The sequence below is a fragment of the Paraburkholderia oxyphila NBRC 105797 genome (assembly GCF_000685075.1).
Lineage (GTDB): Bacteria > Pseudomonadota > Gammaproteobacteria > Burkholderiales > Burkholderiaceae > Paraburkholderia > Paraburkholderia oxyphila.
This window is the reverse complement of the sequence record NZ_BAYD01000013.1, coordinates 17,638-39,852: the sequence shown is the minus strand read 5'-3', so window position 1 is coordinate 39,852 and position 22,215 is coordinate 17,638. Positions and strand designations below refer to the sequence as shown.

The 22,215-nt window shown below is 58.5% G+C and carries 20 protein-coding genes and 3 pseudogenes; 13 read left to right on the top strand and 10 right to left on the bottom strand.

Annotated elements, in window-relative coordinates; translation table 11 throughout:
* The first annotated feature begins 85 nt into the window (after positions 1–85).
* The gene (locus BO1_RS11510; protein ID WP_028217687.1) at positions 86–889 is read left to right on the top strand and encodes a BPL-N domain-containing protein; all 804 of its coding nucleotides are present in this window, start codon (positions 86–88) and stop codon (positions 887–889) included.
* A 4-nt stretch (positions 890–893) separates the two neighbouring features.
* On the opposite strand, the gene BO1_RS57340 is transcribed toward BO1_RS11510, so the two are convergent.
* Complete coding sequence (locus tag BO1_RS57340; RefSeq protein ID WP_167338331.1) at positions 894–1,289, bottom strand: avidin/streptavidin family protein; 396 nt, start codon at positions 1,287–1,289, stop codon at positions 894–896.
* A gap of 614 nt (positions 1,290–1,903) precedes the next feature.
* Positions 1,904–2,143, bottom strand: coding sequence for a type II toxin-antitoxin system CcdA family antitoxin (locus BO1_RS11500; protein ID WP_028217685.1), 240 nt, complete (start codon positions 2,141–2,143; stop codon positions 1,904–1,906).
* Positions 2,144–2,802: 659 nt separating this feature from the next.
* Here BO1_RS11500 and BO1_RS58995 point away from each other — a divergent pair.
* Positions 2,803–3,057 (top strand): hypothetical protein, encoded by a 255-nt coding sequence (locus BO1_RS58995; protein ID WP_156992216.1) that lies wholly within the window; start codon positions 2,803–2,805, stop codon positions 3,055–3,057.
* A 493-nt stretch (positions 3,058–3,550) separates the two neighbouring features.
* Positions 3,551–3,742, top strand: a complete 192-nt coding sequence (locus BO1_RS11490; RefSeq protein WP_028217684.1) for a hypothetical protein — start codon at positions 3,551–3,553, stop codon at positions 3,740–3,742.
* A 64-nt stretch (positions 3,743–3,806) separates the two neighbouring features.
* Here the strand turns inward: BO1_RS11490 and BO1_RS57335 are convergent, their stop codons facing one another.
* Both BO1_RS57335 and BO1_RS50630 read right to left on the bottom strand, forming a co-directional pair.
* Positions 3,807–4,151, bottom strand: a complete 345-nt coding sequence (locus BO1_RS57335; RefSeq protein WP_084687886.1) for a hypothetical protein — start codon at positions 4,149–4,151, stop codon at positions 3,807–3,809.
* 158 nt (positions 4,152–4,309) lie between these two features.
* The gene (locus tag BO1_RS50630; protein WP_043284545.1) at positions 4,310–4,912 is read right to left on the bottom strand and encodes an H-NS histone family protein; all 603 of its coding nucleotides are present in this window, start codon (positions 4,910–4,912) and stop codon (positions 4,310–4,312) included.
* 884 nt (positions 4,913–5,796) lie between these two features.
* On the opposite strand from BO1_RS50630, the pseudogene BO1_RS57330 reads away from it, so the two are divergent.
* The 3 genes and pseudogenes from BO1_RS57330 to BO1_RS58990 form a co-directional block, all read left to right on the top strand.
* A pseudogene (locus BO1_RS57330) lies at positions 5,797–5,994 on the top strand (hypothetical protein); the annotation flags it as partial.
* Positions 5,995–6,250: 256 nt separating this feature from the next.
* Positions 6,251–7,054, top strand: a complete 804-nt coding sequence (locus tag BO1_RS61060; protein WP_245643771.1) for an ATP-binding protein — start codon at positions 6,251–6,253, stop codon at positions 7,052–7,054.
* Entirely contained in the window at positions 7,041–7,712 is a 672-nt protein-coding gene (locus BO1_RS58990) for a hypothetical protein (RefSeq protein ID WP_156992215.1), read from the top strand. The genes BO1_RS61060 and BO1_RS58990 overlap by 14 nt, the downstream gene beginning before the upstream one ends.
* Before the next feature lie 2,428 nt (positions 7,713–10,140).
* Here the strand turns inward: BO1_RS58990 and BO1_RS61055 are convergent.
* The 3 genes and pseudogenes from BO1_RS61055 to BO1_RS11460 all read right to left on the bottom strand — a co-directional run.
* Positions 10,141–10,483 (bottom strand): annotated as a pseudogene (locus tag BO1_RS61055) (IS481 family transposase); the annotation flags it as partial.
* A 467-nt stretch (positions 10,484–10,950) separates the two neighbouring features.
* Positions 10,951–11,919: a ParB/RepB/Spo0J family partition protein gene (locus tag BO1_RS11465; RefSeq protein WP_028217681.1), complete on the bottom strand. Its 969-nt coding sequence runs from the start codon at positions 11,917–11,919 to the stop codon at positions 10,951–10,953.
* Positions 11,916–13,127 carry a ParA family protein gene (locus BO1_RS11460; protein WP_028217680.1) on the bottom strand — a complete coding sequence of 404 codons (1,212 nt, stop codon included), beginning with the start codon at positions 13,125–13,127 and terminating at the stop codon, positions 11,916–11,918. The genes BO1_RS11465 and BO1_RS11460 overlap by 4 nt, the downstream gene beginning before the upstream one ends.
* Before the next feature lie 951 nt (positions 13,128–14,078).
* Here BO1_RS11460 and BO1_RS11455 point away from each other — a divergent pair.
* The 3 genes from BO1_RS11455 (at position 14,079) to BO1_RS61750 (ending at position 17,479) form a co-directional block, all read left to right on the top strand.
* On the top strand, positions 14,079–15,482 hold the full coding sequence (locus BO1_RS11455) for a replication initiation protein (RefSeq protein ID WP_028217679.1): 1,404 nt from the start codon (positions 14,079–14,081) through the stop codon (positions 15,480–15,482).
* Positions 15,483–17,124: 1,642 nt separating this feature from the next.
* Complete coding sequence (locus BO1_RS11450) at positions 17,125–17,358, top strand: hypothetical protein (protein ID WP_245643770.1); 234 nt, start codon at positions 17,125–17,127, stop codon at positions 17,356–17,358.
* On the top strand, positions 17,345–17,479 hold the full coding sequence (locus BO1_RS61750) for a hypothetical protein (RefSeq protein ID WP_281179182.1): 135 nt from the start codon (positions 17,345–17,347) through the stop codon (positions 17,477–17,479). The genes BO1_RS11450 and BO1_RS61750 overlap by 14 nt, the downstream gene beginning before the upstream one ends.
* A 20-nt stretch (positions 17,480–17,499) precedes the next feature.
* Here BO1_RS61750 and BO1_RS61050 read toward each other — a convergent pair.
* Positions 17,500–17,652 (bottom strand): annotated as a pseudogene (locus tag BO1_RS61050) (YbhB/YbcL family Raf kinase inhibitor-like protein); the annotation flags it as partial.
* 259 nt (positions 17,653–17,911) lie between these two features.
* Between BO1_RS61050 and BO1_RS61045 the strand changes: the two are divergent.
* The 3 genes from BO1_RS61045 (at position 17,912) to BO1_RS11430 (ending at position 19,928) form a co-directional block, all read left to right on the top strand.
* Complete coding sequence (locus tag BO1_RS61045) at positions 17,912–18,424, top strand: hypothetical protein (RefSeq protein ID WP_052409427.1); 513 nt, start codon at positions 17,912–17,914, stop codon at positions 18,422–18,424.
* 340 nt (positions 18,425–18,764) lie between these two features.
* Positions 18,765–19,451: a hypothetical protein gene (locus BO1_RS11435; protein WP_028217676.1), complete on the top strand. Its 687-nt coding sequence runs from the start codon at positions 18,765–18,767 to the stop codon at positions 19,449–19,451.
* An 18-nt stretch (positions 19,452–19,469) separates the two neighbouring features.
* Entirely contained in the window at positions 19,470–19,928 is a 459-nt protein-coding gene (locus BO1_RS11430) for a hypothetical protein (RefSeq protein ID WP_028217675.1), read from the top strand.
* On the opposite strand, the gene BO1_RS11425 is transcribed toward BO1_RS11430, so the two are convergent.
* Both BO1_RS11425 and BO1_RS61985 read right to left on the bottom strand, forming a co-directional pair.
* Complete coding sequence (locus tag BO1_RS11425) at positions 19,902–20,168, bottom strand: DUF4148 domain-containing protein (protein WP_028217674.1); 267 nt, start codon at positions 20,166–20,168, stop codon at positions 19,902–19,904. The two genes, BO1_RS11430 and BO1_RS11425, sit on opposite strands and share 27 nt — an antisense overlap.
* 1,152 nt (positions 20,169–21,320) lie before the next feature.
* Positions 21,321–21,494, bottom strand: coding sequence for an MbeB family mobilization protein (locus BO1_RS61985; protein ID WP_407669934.1), 174 nt, complete (start codon positions 21,492–21,494; stop codon positions 21,321–21,323).
* Between the two features lie 328 nt (positions 21,495–21,822).
* Here BO1_RS61985 and BO1_RS11415 point away from each other — a divergent pair, with 328 nt between their 5' ends.
* The gene (locus tag BO1_RS11415) at positions 21,823–22,125 is read left to right on the top strand and encodes a hypothetical protein (RefSeq protein WP_028217673.1); all 303 of its coding nucleotides are present in this window, start codon (positions 21,823–21,825) and stop codon (positions 22,123–22,125) included.
* Positions 22,126–22,215 lie beyond the last annotated feature (90 nt).

Here is a 22,215-nt window from a genome sequence, read left to right as displayed (position 1 = left end):
TTAGTGTAATCACGAAACCAGACCACAATTCGTTCAGTGGATCAAGACCATGAACGAGATACGCACTGGACCGCCACGAATCAGCATGCCGAAGCCTCAGATCCTGACCTATATCGATGCCGGAACCTCCGACGGGACCTCGCGCCTGATGAGAACGATCGGGCAGCAGCTTCGCCCCGGGGCGTACGAGATCCGCGCGGTCATGGCCGATGACATCAGGCACGACGCCGCGCTCTTCGATGACGCGGTGTTGTTTGTCATGCCGGGTGGTGCCGACCTGCCCTACTGCACAGCGTTGAATGGCGGTCCCAATGGGCGCATCCGAAAGTTCGTTGAAGAAGGCGGTGCCTACCTGGGCATTTGCGCGGGCGCGTACTACGCGTGCAGGGAGCTCGCATTCCACGCCGGGACCGGGGGCGCGATCTGTGGCACACGCGAGCTGCGCTTCGTGGACGCGCTCGCGGTCGGCTCGTTACCCGAGCTCACGGGGGGCGTCACCTACGACGGCACGCCGCGAAGCGCTGCTGCGGTGGAAATTCGGACGACAGATCGACTGACCGATGCCCCGATGTCGCTTTACACGTACTACCATGGCGGCTGTCGCTTCGATTTCGGCCATGCACCGAGCTCCAATGTGCAGATTCTGGCCGTCTACACGGGTATCGAAGACGCCCCGCCCGCTATTGTGAGTTCACGGGTGGGCAAAGGCCGTGCGATTCTGACGGGTGTCCACCTGGAGACCTCGGAGCACGAGTGCAGGGACGCGTTGCGCGGCCACACCGACATGACCGCGCACGTGCATGTTTGTCAAAGACTGGGGGAGACCGGTACGGTGCGATTGGCAGTCTTCCGCCAATTGCTGGTACACGCCGGGCTCGCGCTGGGATGATCAGTCAGGGCGTCCAGTACCAGACGGTGGAGTTGGAGATAAAGGTCTCCCACATCGCGTGTGGCTTGCCGGGATCATCGTCTTCATAGAGGCGGGCAAGCACCCATTGGGCCTCGATCCGTTCCCGCGATGCGTCGCCGAGGCCATCCTGATCGCCCGCGGCCAGATAGCGACCGGCAAAGGTTGTCAGCGAGGCATGCTGCTCCGACTGATTCTTCCAGAGCACTGTGAACCCGATGAGCGAGCCGTCGGTCATGCCGTGCGTTTCGAACCATGCGTTGGGGTCAGGTTTTCCCACTTTGGTCTGATAGCGCCCGGTGAAATGGGCACCTGGCCCGATGGAAAGGATTTCGAGCCCGCCACCGTTTCTGCTGAGCCATCGTCCAACTCGGATTGTCATGGTGTCTCCTTTGTATTGCGTGGATCGGAAGACGGGGCGTCCCGTCAACGGCATCAAATCTGCTGCATGGGCACAGTAATAGCCAGGTGGCTGTCTGGAATAGATCCAGCATAGATCCTGCACGCCGGAGTGTGTCGTTTGCCTACAAAAGAACTCCCCAGTCCGAATGATCACTCCGTTATGCATCGCACCCGCGCTGAGCCACTTACCAATCAAGCTCAGAATGACTGGGTCCGGGCCGAAACCCGTACGAGTATCCGAGGACAGCCCCCATGTCAAAGGCCGATTAGCTGCAGACTAATGCGTCAAGCCGGAAAACCGAACTGTGCCGCCGTGCTTGTGCATGGCGCCAAATTCTTGGACCGGTCGCGGTCTTTCTGGTTCGTCGCAAGCGTCGACGTCATCCACAGACGATTTGAACTTCTGTCCGTCATGTCTTGCTCAGGCTTTCCACGCGTCACGTTGCGTGACGCGTGCCAGACGACCCTTCTGATAGTTTTACAGTCGTGCGCCGTGTCGACAATTGACGTTATGGATACGATCCGCAGTGCGTCCGCCTTGTGTCGAGCACATCGCCATATTTAGCGGGACGCACATCAACAGCGGGCCCTTCATCAGTACCGTCTGAACTCATCAAGCGGCAACCCATTCTGCTCCACATAGACGTTGGAGCACGCGATCGCATCCGCGTTCACCTTCAGCCAAAGCTCAGCACGTTTGTCCGACACAGCCTTGGCCAGTCCGGCGTCAGCAGCCTGCGATACATTTACGCCGAGATCCCGGGCTTCGGACAAAAGGTCTTCCGATAGTGAAACTTCCGTAGCTTTCTTCGTGCCCGTGACATTCGCTGCCATGGTGGATCTCCTTGCCGTGTGATCTTCCAGATGTTGTCACGAACTCCTGTTCTGGATGACATTCTCGACGCATATCCATGCTAGTTCGAGCCCAGCTACATACAGGGCGCTGGAACACGTGCTCCGTCCGCTTCCATTTTCTTGAAGCAATTTTGTTCCCGATGGTCGTGGCTGTCGCTAATTTCCGCTTGTCTAGTCTTCACCTCCGATCCAGACTGGGCAAGCTGCTTCTAGCTCCATTTACTGACGCCGACTGCGAGCAGCTTGCAAAGCGGATACGGAAAGCCGGGAATGACTGCTATGACTGCCGTGCGGCAGGCCAGCCTCTCACCCTCAGGAAGTCATACTGCCTGCCTGGCTGTCATGCGGCCTCTCGTTGCGGATCGCTTTTCCTTTCGCCTGAAAAGGCGCAGGCGGTTTGTGAGGGCAATTGACAGTTAGTTGCATTCAAATTCTCGTTTCTCCCGGGCCAATGAGGCGCGAGAATAATCCCACGCTTTCCCTGCACTATTCCGTATGGCGTCTGCAACTGCCCTGCTTTCGTGGCGTTGTACTGACTGCGAGACCAAGCCGGTTCAAGGATTAATTTGCCGTTCGCTCTTGACCCTTGCGCGAAGGCCCCATATGTCGTCTCGAAATCCATCGACCGGCTACCGGACATGCCCAACAAGAAGCGCTATCGATCATCGCGTCAACCACCGACGGGTGCGCATGCAAAGTCACTGTATCTACCGATGCCCCGGAAAGAAGCCACGGATTTCGTGCTGCGTGCACGAATCGCGCTGGAGCGTCTGCGCAATGGTGAAGCGGACCGCGCCCTGATCAACCTCGTCTCCCAGGTCATCATCATCGCGAACTTCATCACCCGGGCAAGAAACGGAAAGCTCGGGCATCGAGGACATCGAACGCGTTGAGCGTGGCCTCGGAGAGGTGCTCATCGAGGCAGATCGCACTGGAGGGTAGAATGTGCCCGAATCGTTGATCTGGCTGCACGTGACACCCGTAGCAACGAAAGCCACGTCCAGGTTGCACGGTAGCTTCATCGTGTCTCATGAACCGGGATCACACATCAGTCAGCGCGACGCGCATTCAACCTCGCCGCCAAGCGAAGACGCGCGGTTTGAAGCAAGCCGCACGCAACCGTCAAATGGCTATCCAGTGCAGCCCGTTGGTAACCGGTTCCCATAGACGGAGACCAAACTCCCGCACGTGCGTGGCAAAGGAGAGATCGCGATCGGCATACCCTGCGATCGCTGGCAAAGCGCGCAGGCGCTCATAACAAACCATTCAACAGCCCCCAGCGGAGCAACGGCCAGGGCATTCCGCGCTACACTGCGGCCAGAACGATGCACGGCTGCTGCGCACGCCGAATGCGTTGCCGGCAACAACTTCCCCGAACGAAAACACATGGAAATTCGCGTCGCTTACGAACATAGCCTGGCCTCTGCGTCGGAGGAATTCATCGTTCAGGTGCCCTCGCAACTCGTGACCGATGTTCCCGCGAACGTGCCGCGCGCCCTGTTGCCTGAGTTCATCGCCAGCCTGATCATTGAACGCTCACCGACAATTGGAAAGATTCGCAATCTCAGGATTCTCTAGCGTTTGTTATTCCCGCGGTGACGCCTGCCTGACGATCGGCGCCGTTGCGCGGCCTCGGGAAAACTCAGAAAAGGCTTTGTTGCCTGATATCGCGCGCTGGAGGCAGTGACGGTTTCTGGCGCCTTGCACCTGTGCGTCGGCGAATAACCCGACGTACATGGGCGATCAGTTCGAAACGCTCATCCGCAAAGCTGAGCGCGAGCCTGAACTGCGTCAGCCCATCCGGTCCGAAACCGGGCTGCACCCGCAGCGACGCACGCATGTCGAGCCGACGGGCACGGTCCACGAGTTGGGCGCGGCTCATGCCCGGCCAGGCGGCCGAGATCAGCCGACCGACCGCGGAAGGAACCGACTCCGGTGGACAGTCTGCTGGCAACGCCAGCGAAACCAGCTCGAAACGGTGGGGCATGGGGTTAAAGGCACGCGGACCTGCGTCCGCGCTTCCTCACGGAAAGACGTCACCTCGACGTAAGGCGACGCGCAAAGGGACCTGAGTGATCAGCCGTAGCGGGCTGCGAATGCGGCGTGGCCAGCATGTCGCTCCGCCAGCCACGGCTGAATCACCCGTTACGCTGCCGCGACTTCAGGCATCGCAGTCGCCTCAACGACGGCTGGTGCCTTCTTGGCAGCGACCTTGCGCGGTGCCGAAGCCTTTTTCGCGGGTGCTGCGGCCTTACGTCCGCGTACACCCGTTGCCGGAGCAGCCGCACTTCGGCCAGCCTTTTTCGCGACGGCCGGCTGCTTCGCGACCTTCTTCGCCGCAACACGCTTTGCAGATGCCGTTTTCGCCGGTGCCGCTTTTTCGTCGGTATCTCTAGCCGTCGCACCGCCTTCAATCAGGACTTTCGAACGATCCTTCACGTCGCGGATCCAGAGGGGTGCGCGCCCACGACCCGTCCACGTCGCGCCCGTTTTCGGATCCGCGTATTTGGGTGCAACGTGATGGACGCTCGCGCGTGGTGCTTTTGCTGCTGCCTTTGCACCCGTAGCTGCAGCCTTGCGACCGCGCTTTTTGCCGACAAAGGCTTCAATGTCAGCGACAGTCAGTCCGTGCTTTTGCATCAGCTCACGGATTTTGGTCAGGCCCACCGACGTCTGTTTCTCGGCGATTGTCGCTGCCTGCTTCTGGAGTTTTGCAATTTTCGAATTGATTGCGTCCAGCGTAGCCATTTCTATTCCTCCCTGTGGGGTTTACCGTTCATGCGATCCTGGAACTTCCCTGGCATATCGAAGTTCGGTCTGCGCGTCAGAATTGTCGCCATCGTCGCGGTGGTGATTATGACTTTATCAGTACGCTCGTGCAAATTGAATGAGCGGCGCGCAACGGTTTGAATGTCACTGGATAAAAATAGAATCACGTCCGATGTTGTCTGTGCGTACCGCACCTGCTGCCTTTTCCGTTCGAATGCTACCTCGCCGCAAACCGTTCAACGCCCTATTGTCCAGACACATGCCTGCAGGTCGTCGTTCGCGTGACCGATGCTCCTTTCCGTCCCATACGCGAAATCGTGAACGCAAAAAGATGACATACGGCGGGAGCAGACTGGCCACAATCAGGACCGAGCGTGCTGGCGCCGCTTGAGAGCCGCGCCGCTCAAGCGCCGAATGGGCCCCGAAGCCAATACCATCTTCCTCGCTCCAGAGGCTCCTGGCTCGTCAGCCGTCGCCAGGCGCTCAGATGACGAATGCGCGCCGGAGGATCACCCCGTCACGCGGGCAGGATCGGCAGACTGAGTAAAGCATCTGCATACGGCCTGTTGCTCAGGACGCGCCTGCCTGCCACCGTAAAAAGTGATGTCGCGCGTGTAGCCTGCAGCGAAAATGGCCTGCGCGTTGTACACCTTTCCGGCTGGCTCAAGGAATGGCGGAGATGCTTTACCGCACGTTGTCAGAGAACATCGACGAGGACTCGTCGAAGCAACCCACATAAACTCAACTCCACGCCCGTTCCACGACCGGCTGCTTTGACCTTCGAAGCCACACTATTGCGCGACGTTTCCCCTGAACCTCTCAACCACTGTAAGCCGAAAGTCAATCAAGCGAGGTTGAAAGCAATGGAGCAGGAAAGGTACCGGGGTTATGTCTTGTGGCGTCACGCAATAGTGAAGCAGGATGAACTGCTCGCCCCCGAACGTTATGCCGCGAGCGGCACAATTACCCGGGACAACAGGCTGGTCGAGACATCAGGTGTCGTGGGTGTCTTGGATACCGGACAGGAAGCACTGGACGCTGGATTGCTTTGGGCTCAAGCCTGTTCAATGACTTACGGCACGAATTTTCCGCCGATCCGGAAACGGGGCGCGCTGGCTCCCAGGGTTGAGGGTGAAATTTTCGCTCGTCTTTTTCCGGCGGCAGCGTTTTTTGAAAAGGCTCTCTCGTTCCGTAGAAGAAAACAAAGTTGTCACTTCGGAATCCTTGTAGTGTTGGGATTCTGCGCTCCGAATTGACGATTTTATTTGCACTCTAAACGAAGCAATCGACCGACGCTACGCCGTCGATGAATGGATCGTGCTCGAGTCAGATCCGACCGTGCGTGCCTTCTGCGAACGCCCTGGCTTTGTCCAGTTCGGTGGTCGCCGGTTACTCGCGGATTTCCAGGTCTGCTACGGTGACCGTCAGGAATTGCTACTCCTGGCCGATCCTGTCGCCGTGGATAACGGCAAGCCTGATGCAGATCTTGATGCTCGAAGCACAAGGGGCGTGGCGTGGCGTACCGCACGATCTGAAACTGCGGCAGGAAATTTTGAAACTGCACAGCACCAAACGCGCAGTCGGTACGAATGGCTACGCGATGTCCACGACGTGCTCGAGCGCCAGCAGATCAAGCTCTTCACGTTCCTCGTCGGACAAGAGGAACTGCTGGCGCAGAAGACGGCCTTGCAGGTCGCCGGCAAAACACAAATTGTCGTGCGTCTCATGGTCGAGGAACTTGCGTTCTACGGCATCAGGAATGCCGAGGATGTCGCCACGTGCCTGAATGGCTACGATCAGACCGCCTACCCGGAGGGCACCCCTTGGAGCTTCACGCGGTTCTACGTGCCGCGAGCGTTTGACGCCGGCTATCGCCTGGTCAACGACGCTGGTCTGCTATTGCAGGCGTTCGACGCCGCACACCACAAGGCGAGCTTGCCAGGAAGCCTCTCGATCCCAATGGAATCGTTCGCACGTGCCGTCGAGATTGTGCTCAAGGAAAGCGAGCTCAAGGATGCGCCGGGTTACTGTCCCGAGTCAGCCTTGTGGACCTACGCCGTACAACACTGCGGCTATATTCAGTCCCGCCATGCCACCGGACGCATACTTGCCCAAGCGTAGTGCCAATGCGCTCAAGCCGCCACGCCTTCCGATTCTGACATTCGATGAATGGCAACTCCGGCTGGCGTTGGACGGCGTCTTCAATGTCACATGGCTGATGCCGGGGGAACCCCTGCTCTCGATCCTGTGGAAGTTCGCTTGCGCCAACGCGCTGCCGGGCCATGTACTGCTCCACCTGGTGTGCCCCGTGGTTGATCCGTCTGAAGGCGTGGTGCCGGTGCGCAAGGCGATCAACGTCAAGGACCTATGCCGCTTGATACGTTTGCCCAGAAACGTGTTGCTCGTATCGTTGCATGATGCCCAGCGGCATGGCCGGTATCACACAAATTTCCGATATTGCCGACAATGCGCGGCTCACAGCTATCACAGCGTGCTGCATCAGCTTGAGGAGGAAGACCGCTGTCCCGCGCATCAACAATCACTCGAAACGCGTTGTCCACACTGGCGACGCGAGACGCCTTACATCGTCAGCGCCAGCATAATCGAGGCGCCGTTTCGATGCGTCTGGTGCCGCTCCCATTTCAGTTATGGACGCCTTTCGCTCCTCTCAACCGCGCCTGCAATGCGCAGGCAGGACCGCCTGGCCATCGAGCGTTGCAAGAAGCGGGTCCGTCGTACCAACAAGCACTCAATGTCAAGATCGACTACGATGCCCTGACTTACAATGCCGTGCTAGCCGGCGATGACGATGGCGCCATGGACCTCGCCAACAAATCGATCGCCCAATCGCTCGCGTGGAGCGCGCAGGAATATTTCGAGAGCTTGTTTAAGGAGCTTGCGCTCCAGCCCACGCGATGTCGCAAGACTTCCCCAAAGGCGAACTTTTCTCCGACGACGGTTTGGCCCCGGTCACCGCCGAATCCGTCCGTTACCTCCACCAACTCCACGACATTACAAATTACGTGTTTTTTGATACATCCCAGCGCAGGAAGTCAGAATTGGCGGCTTCGGGCGAGATGGTGAGTGAAACTGGCCGTAATCGCACCGGGAATGCGTGAAACATTCCTTGGCGATTAGGTCCAACCACCCGCCTGGTCTGGGTTTCGGCCCCCGTTTTAACCATCCCCGAATGTTTCACGAAAGTGCCCGTCGTGATTCGCCGGCTTATAGCCGTGACTGTCCACGATTTGAGTATTTGACATGGGTAATTGTCGGAGGCCCTTCCTCGGAATTCGCGCTGTACGATCAATGATCGGACGTTTCGTGCGGTTAGTTGCATAATGTGCACCATAAACGGCAGCGTTTCGAGAAGCTCTCATGCACGGCCAATCAATCCGAATCCGGCGAAAGCAGTCAAGGTTTGGACACCTGCGTTCAATGGTCCGCGGCGAATCGCGGCCCTTGATTAAATGCTTCCAGCGCAAGCCAATCGGTGTGCTGCACTGTCGACGCCGCGGTTGGGCGATTCTACAACCGATCACTCTGACGCTCGCCGTAAATCTCAGCCGGGTGCCATCACGCACAGACACTGCCACCTTTGGTCATCAAGCACTTGCATTTGGGACAACGCACTCGACCGTCGATGCCGTTTGAAAACCAACCGTCAGAGTACCCGGAGGGTTACGCATCCCCCGGATGCTCTCCCTGACGGTCAACACCCGAATCAATTGTCGGCGCACCTGATCCGGATCGCACGGCGCGGCGCAAGATGTTGTGCTGCTAATCGCGTTCCGACGGAGCGTGCCACACCACCCCAGAGCCACATTACTCAATGTTCCTTCCTGTGAAAGATAGCCCGCATGGAATCCTGATCGGACGGAATTCTGTAGTTAGCGACATCTCTAGCGGCGTCGATGCATCAATCACAGTTCGCCCTTCTGTACAGTCAGAAGTATTCTGGCGACACCCGCTTACCTGGGGCGTGCCGCATGCTTTAGTCACGACACCACAAGGTCCAGCGTTGGAGCGGAATCTCCGCGGATTCTTGCTTGCCAAAACTATGTCGAGGCGTGTGCTCGCGAGACATCGTAGGACGGCTCCTACGGATGACGTCACACCGACGCTCGGCGTGGGATGCGTCAGCCCGACTCCGTAACAATGACGGTCGCGGTTTGGGCTACTAGCCCCATTCATAGGCACTCATCCGACAGCGCAGAATCCCTCTGGTACGAACGATCGGGCACCCGTTGCCGGCAGTCAGAAGTGTTGATCGACTGCCGCGCCGCGTGAGATATCGCTCGAGCTCCGCATCCCGCGTCAGGCAATGCCTGCATTGAAATGCGAAACGCAATGCAAGCGTGGGAGTCGTTACGTCGCCAATGATCCGCAACAGGAGAACCCAAAGCGCCGCAGGCAAAATTGCCAGATCGGGGTGAGGGGCTCAAATCAGCCAATGTTTGGCCTTGAAAAGCAGTCAGCGCATCTGCGCCCGATTGCTAACCACGTCAAATTTCGGGGCCAAGCAGTGGAACGACAACCGTGGAGAGCGTGGCAGCTTCCTGAACTGCCACACTATGCATCGTTCGATCGTGCCTGAGCGAGTCCATAGTATGGACTCGCTCATGGTAAGTCCGATGGATAGAGTGAACACCGCCTTCCCGTGAAATCGTAGATATCTCCGGGCTTTAATTTTCAAAAAACAGAGTCGGCGAAGCGTCGTGACAAGCCCGCTGTAACTATGCAAATTCTCGAGCGATTGCGCCCGTAACCAAACGGGCCAGAACGGCGTCAACCTATGAAGCGGCGCGTCACGCTTCTTCATTGACCGAATCCTCATGAACAGCACAGACGAACGCTAATCCGCACTGTACGCAAGTACTCGCACGTTGCGCGCGACGGTCGATTGGAGAGGCTAGTCCATACTATGAACTAGCCTCTCCACCCGAATAAGCGTGCGCCTCGCCCTTACATCTGAGGCATCCTGATGCGACGTGGGTAGCGTTTAAGTGCGACACTATGCTCGGCGCTACGTCACACGAAGTTATTTCTCGAATTGGGTAGCCTGAGCATTGCCACGACGCCGCGGATGCCGGTCGTAGTAATGCTGTCTGCTTGGCTTGCGAACGCGTCGCTGCGGTTAGCAGAGTTCTGGTACGTCCGCGAAGGTTAGGGCGCGCAATGCGCACGATTTACCTTATATAGATATGCGGCAAGTCAGGATGCAGATCAATCAAACGGGACCGTCTGGCGTAAGCCAGCACCTGGCTGACCGTTGAGGCAGACACACCAACCTGTCGAGTATTCTGCGGCCGTAGCAGGCGCTGCTGGCGCAATTCCATGATCATCAGCGCTCTCGCTGGAGCGATCGTGCACGACGAAGCGTCGGCAGAGCCGCCAAATCGCTCGCCAGATAGCGGCCAAAGTACTTGCGCACAACGGGCGCCGTCACGCCACGATGGCAGCGGCATGCCGCTCGCTCGAGCCGGAAATGCTGATCTCTTGAGCCCTATCGAGTCGACGGCCAAAGGTGAGTCGGGCCTTCTTACGGATGCTGAACCGGCGGTTTTCCTGGAAAGTTGGACGTTGGGCGCAGTCCGGTCTCTCAGACTCGGTCCTGGCGAACCGATACAACATATTGATGCTTCACACCTGGGCACCCAGCCATGAGGCGCGAGCAACCGGCGATTCTTCGCTCAGTCCATAGTATGGACTCTTTACCGCAGCGAAAGGCAGGTGACAAATTCCTTTGGGGGTAGCTCAGTCTAAATATCTGACACATCCACCGCAATCGGATCGAGTACGCGATCACGGCCGCACGCTCAATGACGAAGTCCATAATATGGACGCGACCACCTCTCCGTCCCGAGCGCAGTGAAGCATTTGCCCCCGCCCACGGCGATGTGCATGTTTGAATGTGTGTCCAAACGCCCGAAGCAAGTCTAAAGTCCTGGCAAATTTCCGGTGCTGAGGTCGAAAAAAAACCCGCTTCACGCGGGTCTTCTTAAAGTCAGTCCGGGTCACCTTGGCTGATGATTGAATGTCTTGCTGATAAGTTCTCTGATCTGGGCTTCAAGTGTATCCGTCACCATGCCGGGCTTGAACTTGATAGCAAAGCCGTTCGCATCCTTCGTTATCGACCCTGCGTGCTCCTTCCCAGCAAAGAATTTGTCGATGCTCCGTTCGTTCGCTGTCGCGGAAACTGCGCCGCGCGTCGCGATCATCTTGATCGCTGCCGCAGCCTTGCCCTGATCAAGGTTTCCCGACACCACGTCAGGCCACACCTCCCGCGCGGCGGACAATCCGGCTTCTCCAAATTTGCGAATCGTCGATACGATCGCGTCCGCGGCATTGGCACCCAACAAGCGCGGCTGGATATCCATATCTTTGAGGATGAACGGCGGCAGCTTGTCAAAGCTAAGAAACTGGAAGAGACCACTCCGGGAAAGACCCAGCGCTTCGGCCAGCCGCTTCCGATCGGGAAACTCCTTCTCGGTTCTCCGAATCGACAAGCTAATCTCGTAGTCGGAAAGATCGTCCCGGCTGACGTTCTCGACCATCGCCAGAACAGCCATATCAGAATCCGAGCAATCGGCGACGACCGATTTAATGGTGTCCAGGCCCAAAACCTTGTGTGCACGCCAGCGACGTTCCCCAGCAACGATCTGGTAACCCGATTCAACCCGCCGGACCACAATCGGCTGCACCTGTCCGACCTCGCGAATCGACTCAGCCAACTCACTCAGTTTCGCTTCGTTAAAGACTCTGCGGGGCTGCCACGGGTTAGGCGCAATTTCGGCGACCGGCAATTGCGACGTCACGCCGGCGGCCTCCAGTTCTTGCACGCGGAGTTGAGCAACCGCGAGCGCACCAGCCATCCCGGGGGCAGTCTGCGTCCGCTCCGAACGCTTGACCTCGTCCTCCTTGATGGACGAGGTCTTCCGGATGCCAGCCGTCTTTGCCAGTAGTTGTTCACGCATATTGCTCATTGCGCGGTCCTCCATTTTTCTTCATAGATTTCGTCTAGCCAGCGGCAGTAATCAATCAACGGCTGTCGCACACGCTGGAGCGCCTTTGCCGCACTGTGGGTGCTACTAACATCAAATACGGTCGAGAAAGCCAGAGCGCCAGTGCTCATTACCGAACTGGCAGGCACCTCGATCGCGTGCAACCAGTTTTCGTATGCGCTTTCAGCCCACGCCCGGACGATCGGTGCCGATGACGTGCGTCCGTAGTCCACTCTTGAAAGCAAAAGGGAGATGAAGTCGTACTTCTTTCCTTGCTCGTATTTGATGAAGCTTTTGGAGACGTCCGAGAACAGGCGCCAAAACGATAGTGAACTGATGAAGTCAAGATTCTCGGGGACCATCGGCATCACCAACGCATCCGCGGCAAGCAGCGCGTTCAAATTCATGTAGGAGAGCGACGGCGAGGTGTCCATCAGAATGTAGTCATACTGCTTGCGCAGCGGTTCAAGGCCCTCTCTCAACACAGTCCAGAATTTGAACCCGGGCTTCACCTTTTGCATCGCCGGCAAATGAAACTCGGCCCCAATCAACTCGGTATGAGCGGGGATGACGTCCAGTCCGTCCCAGTACGTCGATTGCACGCGCGCCGAAAGTCCGCCTTCAATACTCTGGTCGTAGATATAGGGTAGAACCGTGTCTTCAGGAGTGACGTCCTTCTCTGCGTAAAGTCCGCAGAGTTCAGAAAGGGACGCCTGCGGATCCAGATCAACAACGAGAACTTTGCGTCCACGCAACGTTAGCCCTTGTGCGAGGCACATGGTCGTCGTCGTCTTGGCTGATCCGCCTTTCAGTTGCGCAGTGATGATGATCTTGCCATCTGGCTCCTTGGTTCCAGTGACCAGCGGCGTCTGATATATATCGGAGACCTTTTGCACCCAGACACGAGCCTCCTCCAAGGTAAAGGTTCTTGTCCTTCCGGCGCCCGCTGCTGTTCCAGGCGGCAGTTCCCCGTCGCCTTTCGTCGCCAGGTACTGCACCTGTGAATGCGTGATGTTGCACATGGCCGCAATTTCACCGGTCTTGAAGACCGGAGCAGTCTTGCGAGGCCTTGGAGCGAGGATCGTCTCACGAAGCTCATCCGTGAAAATGGACACTTTCTCGGCGAACTCACTGATCTGTTCTAATGGAACCGTCCGATCTACGGCTGGGAGTTGGCTTGTTTTTACCATTCTGAGGTTTTCGAAGGAAATTCGATGAAGCTCAGAATACAGGAAATGTCGAAAAAATCCAGTTCGATCGGGCGAAAAGTGCGGGAAATCGGAGTGTTTTCGCTATTTTTGCACTGAAACCGCCCCTCAAGCGGATACGGCCTCACATTTCTGCACAAATGACCTCACCATTGGGGGCTACCGCCCCCTAGCCGCGAGCGTCGAGTAGTGCACGTCCAAGTGGATTTCTCCAGATTGACAGCCAAAACCGATCCACTAGCACAACGGACCTCACCATCTGGCATCAAGAAACGCGAAATCTCAGAGCGCGTTCCACCTTGCACAACTAACCTCACCTTCGCCAACACAGAGCTAATCCTGATGTCGTGGTTTTGAACCCGATTTTCAGGGACTCGGGTTGATGAATGCGCTGCACCCCGTCCGGACGGGGCCGAAAGGTCGCATCGAACCCACTCTCCATGCGTAATCGAAATCATTGCTGACGGGGTTAGTAGGTTGTTTTTGTAAACCTAAAACGAACCGACAAACTAACAGCCTCTCCAGATATGTAATGAAAACAATACCTTAACCTTCGAAAGGTGAGGTTTTCTGTGCACAAGGTGAGGTTCGTTGTGCATCATCGGGAGGTTTCGATCACCCGATAGTGAGGTGCAGTGTGGGGAAATGGTGAGGCTCAATGTGCGTGCGAAACTTTATCCACAGAGGTGAGGTTTGTTGTGAATACGTGCTTTCTGGATGAGTTTTCTCTTTTTAATCAGTTGCTTATAGCCCAATCCAGCGTGCACAGGTGAGATCTGTTGTGCATTTGGGTGAGGCTCATTGTGCACTCTGGTCTTCCAATAGGACGACCATTGGGCCATGGGCTTCGGAATACGACGAAGGTGAGGTTCCTTGTGTTGACACCTCACCTGTTGGTGGTAAAGTCGCGAAGGCTAATTGGGGGCAGTGACGATGGCGTCGAACAATCCGGACCAGGGTGGGAACAAAACGACGCCGCGGCAGATGGCGCTGGCTCTATTCGAGGATATGTTCGACCTGGGCCTTCCGGTTTCCGAAGCGAGTCGTGAAATCGGGTACCAGAGAAACAACTTCTTCACCGAAATTGTAAATCTCGGTCTTCCGGCACGCAGGTTCCTGGACGCGGCTTACTTTATTGTCGCGCAAGAGCCGCAGCCGCTGAACCAATTCGACGTCGAGCTGAACTATTTCAAATGGCTGATGCGCTATGACAGTCGCAATCTCAAGCACCTTCGTACAATCGCGGATGAGGCCCAGAACGCCAAGATTCGCGTGACGAACACGCCGTCCGACCGGGAGCCCAACGAAGATGACTTGTGGGTCCAGGTCCAGCTGCTGGGGTTAGTGGCCTTTCACCGAGGGCGAATCAGCTTCGACGTCCATCCATCGCTCGTTCCTCACATTCGCGATCCACGCAAGTCCCACTGGCTGAGCTTGCGCATATCGACGGCTTTCACGAGAAGCCTGGCGCGTTCAATCTACGACAATGTTTTGCCGAGTGTGCCAGTCGGCCGCACCGAGTGGATTCCGCTTGACGTCATGCGTACGTGGCCCGGAAAAATGGGCGCCAACGCTGCGATTTTTAAATACTTCAAGCGGGACTGGCTCGAACCGGCCGTCAAGGAGATTAACGAGGTCTCAGATATCGATCTGTCTTACGAAACTCGAACTGAATCCACGTCGTCAAAGAAGATCGATCGAATTCGCTTCATATTGAAACGCAAGGACACTGCAGATGCCGTGATGGCCAGCCTCGCGGACGCCAGCGTGATCTACAAAGCCCTCAAGGACGAATTCAATCTTTCTTCCAAGCAGTTTGCCGAAATTTCGGACAATCGCGCTACCTGGACCGATGAGCGCATCCAGCAGGCAATCGAATACACCCGTTTCAGATTGCACCGTGGGCAGGTCAAGAAGAGCCCATCGGGATATTTGATGCAGGCACTCCGCGACAACTGGAAGATGTCCGAAGCTGAACGCACGATGGTCGATGTACAAACCAGGCTCTTGACCGCCGACGCGGAACAGCAGGCCGCAAAGGACGATCTGCGTTCATCAGTTCTGCAAAGTATTGCCTCGCGAGATGAGGAATCGCGGGCGCGTATCAACGAAGAGGCTGAGCGGGGAATCGAACATTACAAGTCTTCAGACCCGAAGGGCAGAAAGGAGTACGTGCGGGGTTGGGTTGCATCTCGGGCTGGCAAGCTCATGCTTCGCCGTCTGAAACTGGATCCAGCTGACGTATCTGAGGACGATTTTTTGACGAACACGGAGTTGGGATGGTACTTGGGTCAGTTCGTCTATGCGCGATTGAATGGCTCCAGGGCAGCGACGTAATGTTCAGGAGTCGACTTTGGCCCATGTAACAACAATGCTTTTTACACGTGCTCCCGTAGTTGGTTGACGGGACGATCGATTGCTTCATGTCCGTAACTCGCCGACTGATCTCGTGACGGCATATTGGTGGGCCTTGCGGTCGGGTCAACAGCGGACACCAAATTTATCCCTGAATCATTGAGAGTTTCAGACTCCAGCCCGGTTTGAGGCCGTCGTGACCTGCTCCATGTAACGGGGCCGAACTCCACCATATCCCTATGGCTTCGACGTAACGTGCAGCAAGGCCGATGTCATAGAAAAGGGGGATATGTAGGAGCGACACATAACCCTGCGGGGGAGCCTCAGGGTTATGCGGTACGTCCATTTTGTTCACTGGACGCAATGAATTTGGAACGCAACTAACTGTCGGTACCTTGCAAACACAGTTAACGCCCTCCGGCGGCAAAGGGGATTGCAGGGGAGCAGTGCACGACAGAGGTTCGGGTCAAATTGCATTGGTCGGGGCGGTCAGCGCTGGCCAATCGAGGACTGTGCGCCACGCAGTTTGTCGTGAAAGTCGGATGTGGTAAGGATGCCGTGAAGCCAGAACATCCGCATAGAGGTGTCGTTCGACGACGCTACGTGCGATCGATGGCGCACGTAGGCCAGCCCGGTGCAATAGTCGTGCTCGTCCGACCATGGGGAGGTGAGGGAGGGACCGCGCGCATCAACGTAGGTCGCCTCGCGCAGCGCCGCGGTCCGTAACGAAGCGATCCTCGCACCCGCAGAGCTCGGTTTCGATCGGCCGCTGCTTGTGGAAATACCGGCATCGCGATGAGTCGAGGGTCAGCGTTTGTATGTTCGATACCATCATTGACTCGAATGGGTAGCGGTATCACACGAGCGACGTTAGCTCTGGCGTTTTTCTTCGACTCGGTCAAATCCCCTCACGTAATATCGCATAACTAATTAAATTTAATATCTTTGATTGAATCAGACTCCTGAGATTATCTTGATAGTTGTGTTTAGTGTCGAATTTTTGAAGGAAATTTGAACCCGCGGCCCCCATCCGGCAGTGCGCCACGGCTCGCTGGTACGCTGCTTCGCGGCAGGTTAGAGCAGCGTCCGCACACGAAATGGCCGTCGGCTTCGATCTCGTTGCCGCTTGTCCGAGGCGTGCGGCAGCAGGGGCTCTTCCAGGCATCGGTGAATCAGTTGCGGACGCACGGTGGGTGTCCCCAGGCCCGGGCCGCCGCCGCCTGCGCCTCGAGCTCGGCCATTTGTGCTTTCAGCTCTTTGAATGTCGCCAAGATTCATCCGAAGAACCGCGACAGGTTCCTGATCTGAAGCCAGGTTTGCGCACCGGAAAATAAACGTCAGTTGCCTCGCCGGGCAGCGTAGGGATCGCATCGGTGACTGATGGTGATTTTGTCGGCGTGCAGGCGGTGAGTGAACGCGCGCGACGCCATCGGGCGAGCGCGTGACGCGAGCCGGCGAGCACGAAGCGTTGCGGGCACGATGGACACATGCGTGCAGGTACGATGTGAGGTGTTTGGCACTAATCCTGACATGCAAGTTCATTACATCCGGGAGCTCCGCGTAGAATGCGCGTACGTTGAAAATTGCGGAGCGCAGGTTGGTCAGGCCCAGGAAAGCAGAAAAATTGAAAGTTGTAGCGGTCCGCATCGATCCGGCCATCGAGCGCAGGCTTCGGCTACTGGCCGAAACGACCGGCCACAAACCGTCTTTCTTCCTGCAACAGTTGATCGAAGGTGGAATCAGCACGCTGGAGGAGGTCTGGCTGCCGCCGGGCCTGCTGGCGCAGGTCCGCGCCGGAGAGATCCCCGAGCCCACTGTGTCTCGTGGAGGGCCAGACCTGTTCGATGAGCTTGCGTAAAACGCTGAAGGGATATGCGCTGAGAAGTCAGCAACGAGAACGCACGCTGCCGGACGGCGGGGCAATGCAGCGCCTCGGGTCTTTCATCGACGTCTTCAATGCCGCACTGGTGAGCTTGTGAAGATCGGGCCGCACGGTGTCGAGCGCGAAGAGCTTGTGAAAATGCCGATGACGATCAACGGGCGGGTACGGGCCACCATATGAGGTGCGATGGAAGTCGTTGGTATCTTCTGGCGCGCCGGCCGTGACACCCTCCTGAAAACCGGGCTCCGTTGCGGGGATGTTGTAAAGCACTCAGTTGACCCGTGTCAGCCCAGCGAAAGAGCGGCGGAGGCATGGGGCTCATGACTCCATTCGCCGAAACCAGGGGCGCGCGTAATCACTCCGACCTGCGTGAAGCAACGGGGTGCTGGTCGGGGCATAACGTATTATTCAACCCTGGCTCTGAAACCGTGATTCTCGACAGATCAGTTGCCATGGCTTCTGGCGCTGAAGGCGCCGCAGTGCATCCCGTGTCTCCAACGTGCGTGGTCATCGCGCAACCCTGATACTCATGATGCCGTTTCCCGCCAGCGTTCCGCTCAGGCCAGTACTCGCCTACCTCTCGCCGGCTGTCCTGCTGGCCTTGATCCTGGTGCGCTGGGGGCGTGCCAATTTCGCGTTTGCGATGATCGCCTTCCCGGGAACGGTCGCACATGAGCTGCAGCACTTCATCGTCGGGTATTTCGTGGGCGCGCGGCCGGTTCGCCTCTCGTTGTGGCCACGCCGCGCGCGTGACGGCAGCTATGTGTTCGGCGTGGTGGAATTCGAGAACCTGCGGTGGTGGAACGCGGCACCGGCGAGCCTGGCCCCGCTGTTGGGCTTCGTCGTCGCTCCGCTGGTCGCCTTGCTGCGCGTACGCAACGGATTCGTGTTGTCATCCTGGGACGTATTCATCTGGCTCTTGCTCGGACAAATTCTGGCATCAGCCTGGCCGTCGAGGGTGGACTGGCAGCTTTCCCTGCGATCCTGGCCATTTGCTCTCGTCGCAGCAGCTGCGCTGATGGTGCACGTTCTCCCGTATTAACCAGCGACATTCGCAGCCTCGTGCTGCTCAAAGCGCGCCGCAGCGATCGCGAGCCATCCGGTTGATGCCGACACATGTTGAACATCGAACACGGCGCGCATAAAATCGCGCCCGATTCATACGGGAACAGCGACAGGCTGGGCGCTGGTTTCAGCTCCCGATTGCGATGGCGGGGTGGACGAGAGGGCGCCACGTGTTCATCTTGCCGGCCAGGGTCGACTTCAAGTGTGCCCCGCCTGGACATCGCCTGAAGCCGAACGGTCGATGATTGTGCTCGTGCCCGCACCACTTCGCCTGCTCGACGACTGAAGTCAGGATTATCGATTTAACCAGGAAGCCCATGGAAGACACGACGCCCGCTCAGGCCAGCGAGGCCAAACTGCATGACGCAGCCGAAGGGATGCAGGATGCTGCGCCCGTCCTCCCTGCGCTCGACGCGGTGACGCAGGTGTCACACGCAAGAGCGGCGCGCATCATGGAGCGCTGCGGCTACGAGATCACCGGCTACACGCTCAGCCACAAAGGCGGGACGCGCAAGGCGATTGTCGATGGATCTGACGTCCGGTGGTTTCCGGACGCCACTGACTTTGCGCGGATGATGCAGTGGATGGAGCCCGTGGGACCGGGCACCCCGCCGGATACCGCGATCGGCGACCCGTTGCTGGATAACGACGGACTTGCGGCCAGGGCACCGGCGCCAGTCGCGCCCGCGGTTCAGCGGCCGCTTCTTTCCGCGCCGCCGTCGTTGCCGATGGTCAACACGGTGGAAGAAGCGCTTGGCGTGCTCGCGGCAGAGCTCGGATGCGTCAGGAACGACACCGTGCCACACAACGCCGGCTGGTTTGTGCCGGGGCGGCCGACGGCTTTCACCAGTGCCCTGGATGCGATCAAGGCGCTCGTCGTGAGCCTCAAGGCTGGCGGCACCGTCTACGCAGCGGCGGCGCGTCCGGTAACAGATGCGCGTGGTCCGGCGCGGGAAGCAACGGCTGGGGAAGCGGCGCACCACGAACAGGCCGCGCTGTTCTGAGCGAAGGGCGGGCAGATCATGTACCACATTCCGGAAGTTCTCTTTTCCCACGAACCCGGTGGTGACACGTGCGTAGCTCTGGAGCGTCTGCGCGACGCCTTTGAGGGTGATTTCAGAATCGGGGAACACGAGTTCATCGACGAACGCCGTCAGGTCCTTCGTCTCCTCGCGGCCACCGACGAATTTGAATCGACCATCGACTTCAATGGCCGCCTGCGGAAGCGGACCGCCGGGGACGATTTCCAGTGGAAGGTGATCGGTGCGGTTCCGGTCGGGCAGACGGAAGCCGTGCTTCTTTCTTGCGACCGCGCGTCGTCGTCACGCGGCCAGGCTCCACTGAACCGGAAGCGATCGTGGCGAATGCGGCGAACATCTGAAACGCAACGGGCCCGCCATCGCGACGATGCGCTGGCGGGCCCGTGGGGAATCGCGACTGTTGCGGAGGGCAGCTTACTGCGCCGCGTGCCCTTCCTGTGACGAACCACTGGTCACGCCGCCCACGGCGCTGTTTTGCGCAGCGACGCGGGCTTCAGCAGCCTGAATGTTCGCTGGGTATTCATAGGGGTTCGAACTCGCCGGGTTATAGCCAGCCTTTTCGATCTGAATGAGTTCCTCACGGACTTGTGCGCGGGTCAACGGCTGGTTCGACTGGGCGAAGACTGCGACCGGGGCAGCAAGGGTGGCGGCGATAACGACAGCCTGGATCAGCGACTTCATGACAATTACCTCCAGATTTGCATTTTTTGCTGCGAACCGGGGTTGCCCGCAGGTGTGAAAGCAGTCTAGGAGGTCCGATGGCTAGGGTAAATACCTAAACGGCGAACTCACTGTTGCCGCAGCCGAAACAATACGGAACGACGCGATTGGACCGCGCAATGCGTGGCGTCCCGGGCCGGTGGCCCTGAACGTCTGGCTCCTTGACGGTGGCGAAGCCGGCCGGAGTCTCGATGAGACGGGTTCGCAGACACGACGACCAACTTTGAGTCCGATAAGGGAACATCCCATCGCAACGATCCTCGGTAATACGGGCCGCCCCCATTCCAAAATTGATAATGCGACACCATGTCAAATTCCGGGCGTACAACTGGCCGGCCGGGCTGACATCGCAACTAACGGTCATCCGGCCGGTCCCCCCACCCTCCGCTGCGCGGCCCGCAATGGTCAACGGTCTTCCGGCCTGCAGACCGGTCGACCGCCTCCCGGCGCCAGTCAGTCGCGACCGTCTCCTGTCGACGCCGGAAGCCGGACTGCCGGATTCCCGTCGGGTATCTAATCAGGAATGCAATGCATCAATCAGCCATCGATGCAGGAGGCCATGGGCAGGCAGGGTGACAGGCGGCGGCGACGGCGGGGCGCGTGTCGGCCCCCGTTCCGGGGCGGCGTGAACCCGCGCACCGTGCGCCTGCGTCGCCACCCGGACGATACGCGCGCTGCGCAGAACGGGTGCGGATCGCGTCGCGGCGCACCGCTGTGGGGCGGCAGGATGCATGGCCCGTGGTGCATGGCTGCGGAATCCTCGGCCGTTGATGGGTTCCATAAAAATGGCGCGAATATTGCTTGATGCGTCGAGTGAGCGGCAACGGTGCCGGGTGCAGGACACATCGGGCTTGCGTGGCCCACGAAGGGCGCGCAGGCGCCTCACCCCGGACAACGGCGTCCCCCTCGTGCCCTGGCGCGAGCGCACGCCGTTTTTTATCGGGTCGGGCAACGGTGGCCCGACAGCCGGCCAGGCCGTTCGCGACGGGAACGGTGCGGCCTGACGATGGATTGCCCCGCATGAACGTGGATCGCAGTTTCCGGCGCAGTGGCCCTCTCCCGACGCCCGAAGCGGGGCTTGTCCGTTGAAAACGATGTTTTAATTCTGGACACCTAAGTGATATATTCAATCGCTTTTTTCCTTGTCGCGGCCGTTTCAGCAGTGTGTGCTTTCAGTCCCTTCGCCAAAGAGGCGGAGTGCTTCGCGAAGGCGGTTTTCATTGTTTTTGTCATGCTTTTCGCGCTTGCCCTGGACTTCCGCAGAAGGCAGCGCTGAATGGAAGCCAACGGCTGTCAGGGCGTGGCTGTCGACTGGCTGCCGCCGGTCGCGCCGACGGCATCCGTTTCTGAAGGCGTCAGCCATCGTCGGGGTGCACAACATGGACGACGGGTGTGAATCAGGCGCAAGCGCGGATCGCAGGCCTTCACACTGGCAATCGACACGGAAACGACACGATGCGTACGCACCATGTCACCGCCGCGCATTTCCGGACCGAAAGGCATCCAGCTTGCAGGCATCGGGTGACGGCGGGCAACGCCAGCCCGAAGTACCATGACACGGCGATACGTTCACGGGTCAAGGTGGGTCCACCCAGCTTGACCACGGAGGCCCCGCATGCCCAAATACACCTACCGTGTCTCACCGCGCACCGCTGAACCCGGCGGCGGCTATCACCTTCGCTTTTACCTGGATGGCGAGGAGATGGGCAGCGGTGTCTATCCGGCTGACCCCGACGCCGCGCCAGAGGAGGGCATTGACTGGTGGAACGGGCTCGCAGAGCATGAGCGCGCACATTGGCTCGAGAAGGCGAAGAGCGTCCGGCCCGTCGATGCGTGGGGTGCGTTTCTGCGCGAGCAGGCCCATGCTGATGCCCTCGCCGAGGGCTGGGCATGGATCACCCGCAGAGGGAGCGTATAAGCGGCGCCATGAAGGTCGCGCGCAAAGCGATCTGCCGGTCGGCAGTCGCAAGTGGCAAGTGGCCCCGACGGCCCGGCGGAAAGCCGGGCC

Coding starts and splice junctions, on each gene's coding strand:
- BO1_RS11460 (WP_028217680.1), bottom strand. CDS start 13,127: ATGGTAAAAACAAGCCAACTCCCAGCCGTAGATCGGACGGTTCCATTA.
- BO1_RS11435 (WP_028217676.1), top strand. CDS start 18,765: ATGGAAGACACGACGCCCGCTCAGGCCAGCGAGGCCAAACTGCATGAC.
- BO1_RS61750 (WP_281179182.1), top strand. CDS start 17,345: ATGAGCTTGCGTAAAACGCTGAAGGGATATGCGCTGAGAAGTCAGCAA.
- BO1_RS57335 (WP_084687886.1), bottom strand. CDS start 4,151: ATGCCCCACCGTTTCGAGCTGGTTTCGCTGGCGTTGCCAGCAGACTGT.
- BO1_RS11510 (WP_028217687.1), top strand. CDS start 86: ATGCCGAAGCCTCAGATCCTGACCTATATCGATGCCGGAACCTCCGAC.
- BO1_RS11425 (WP_028217674.1), bottom strand. CDS start 20,168: ATGAAGTCGCTGATCCAGGCTGTCGTTATCGCCGCCACCCTTGCTGCC.
- BO1_RS57340 (WP_167338331.1), bottom strand. CDS start 1,289: ATGACAATCCGAGTTGGACGATGGCTCAGCAGAAACGGTGGCGGGCTC.
- BO1_RS11490 (WP_028217684.1), top strand. CDS start 3,551: ATGGAAATTCGCGTCGCTTACGAACATAGCCTGGCCTCTGCGTCGGAG.
- BO1_RS11455 (WP_028217679.1), top strand. CDS start 14,079: ATGGCGTCGAACAATCCGGACCAGGGTGGGAACAAAACGACGCCGCGG.
- BO1_RS11415 (WP_028217673.1), top strand. CDS start 21,823: ATGCCCAAATACACCTACCGTGTCTCACCGCGCACCGCTGAACCCGGC.
- BO1_RS58995 (WP_156992216.1), top strand. CDS start 2,803: ATGCCCAACAAGAAGCGCTATCGATCATCGCGTCAACCACCGACGGGT.
- BO1_RS11465 (WP_028217681.1), bottom strand. CDS start 11,919: ATGAGCAATATGCGTGAACAACTACTGGCAAAGACGGCTGGCATCCGG.
- BO1_RS11430 (WP_028217675.1), top strand. CDS start 19,470: ATGTACCACATTCCGGAAGTTCTCTTTTCCCACGAACCCGGTGGTGAC.
- BO1_RS50630 (WP_043284545.1), bottom strand. CDS start 4,912: ATGGCTACGCTGGACGCAATCAATTCGAAAATTGCAAAACTCCAGAAG.
- BO1_RS11500 (WP_028217685.1), bottom strand. CDS start 2,143: ATGGCAGCGAATGTCACGGGCACGAAGAAAGCTACGGAAGTTTCACTA.
- BO1_RS61045 (WP_052409427.1), top strand. CDS start 17,912: ATGATGCCGTTTCCCGCCAGCGTTCCGCTCAGGCCAGTACTCGCCTAC.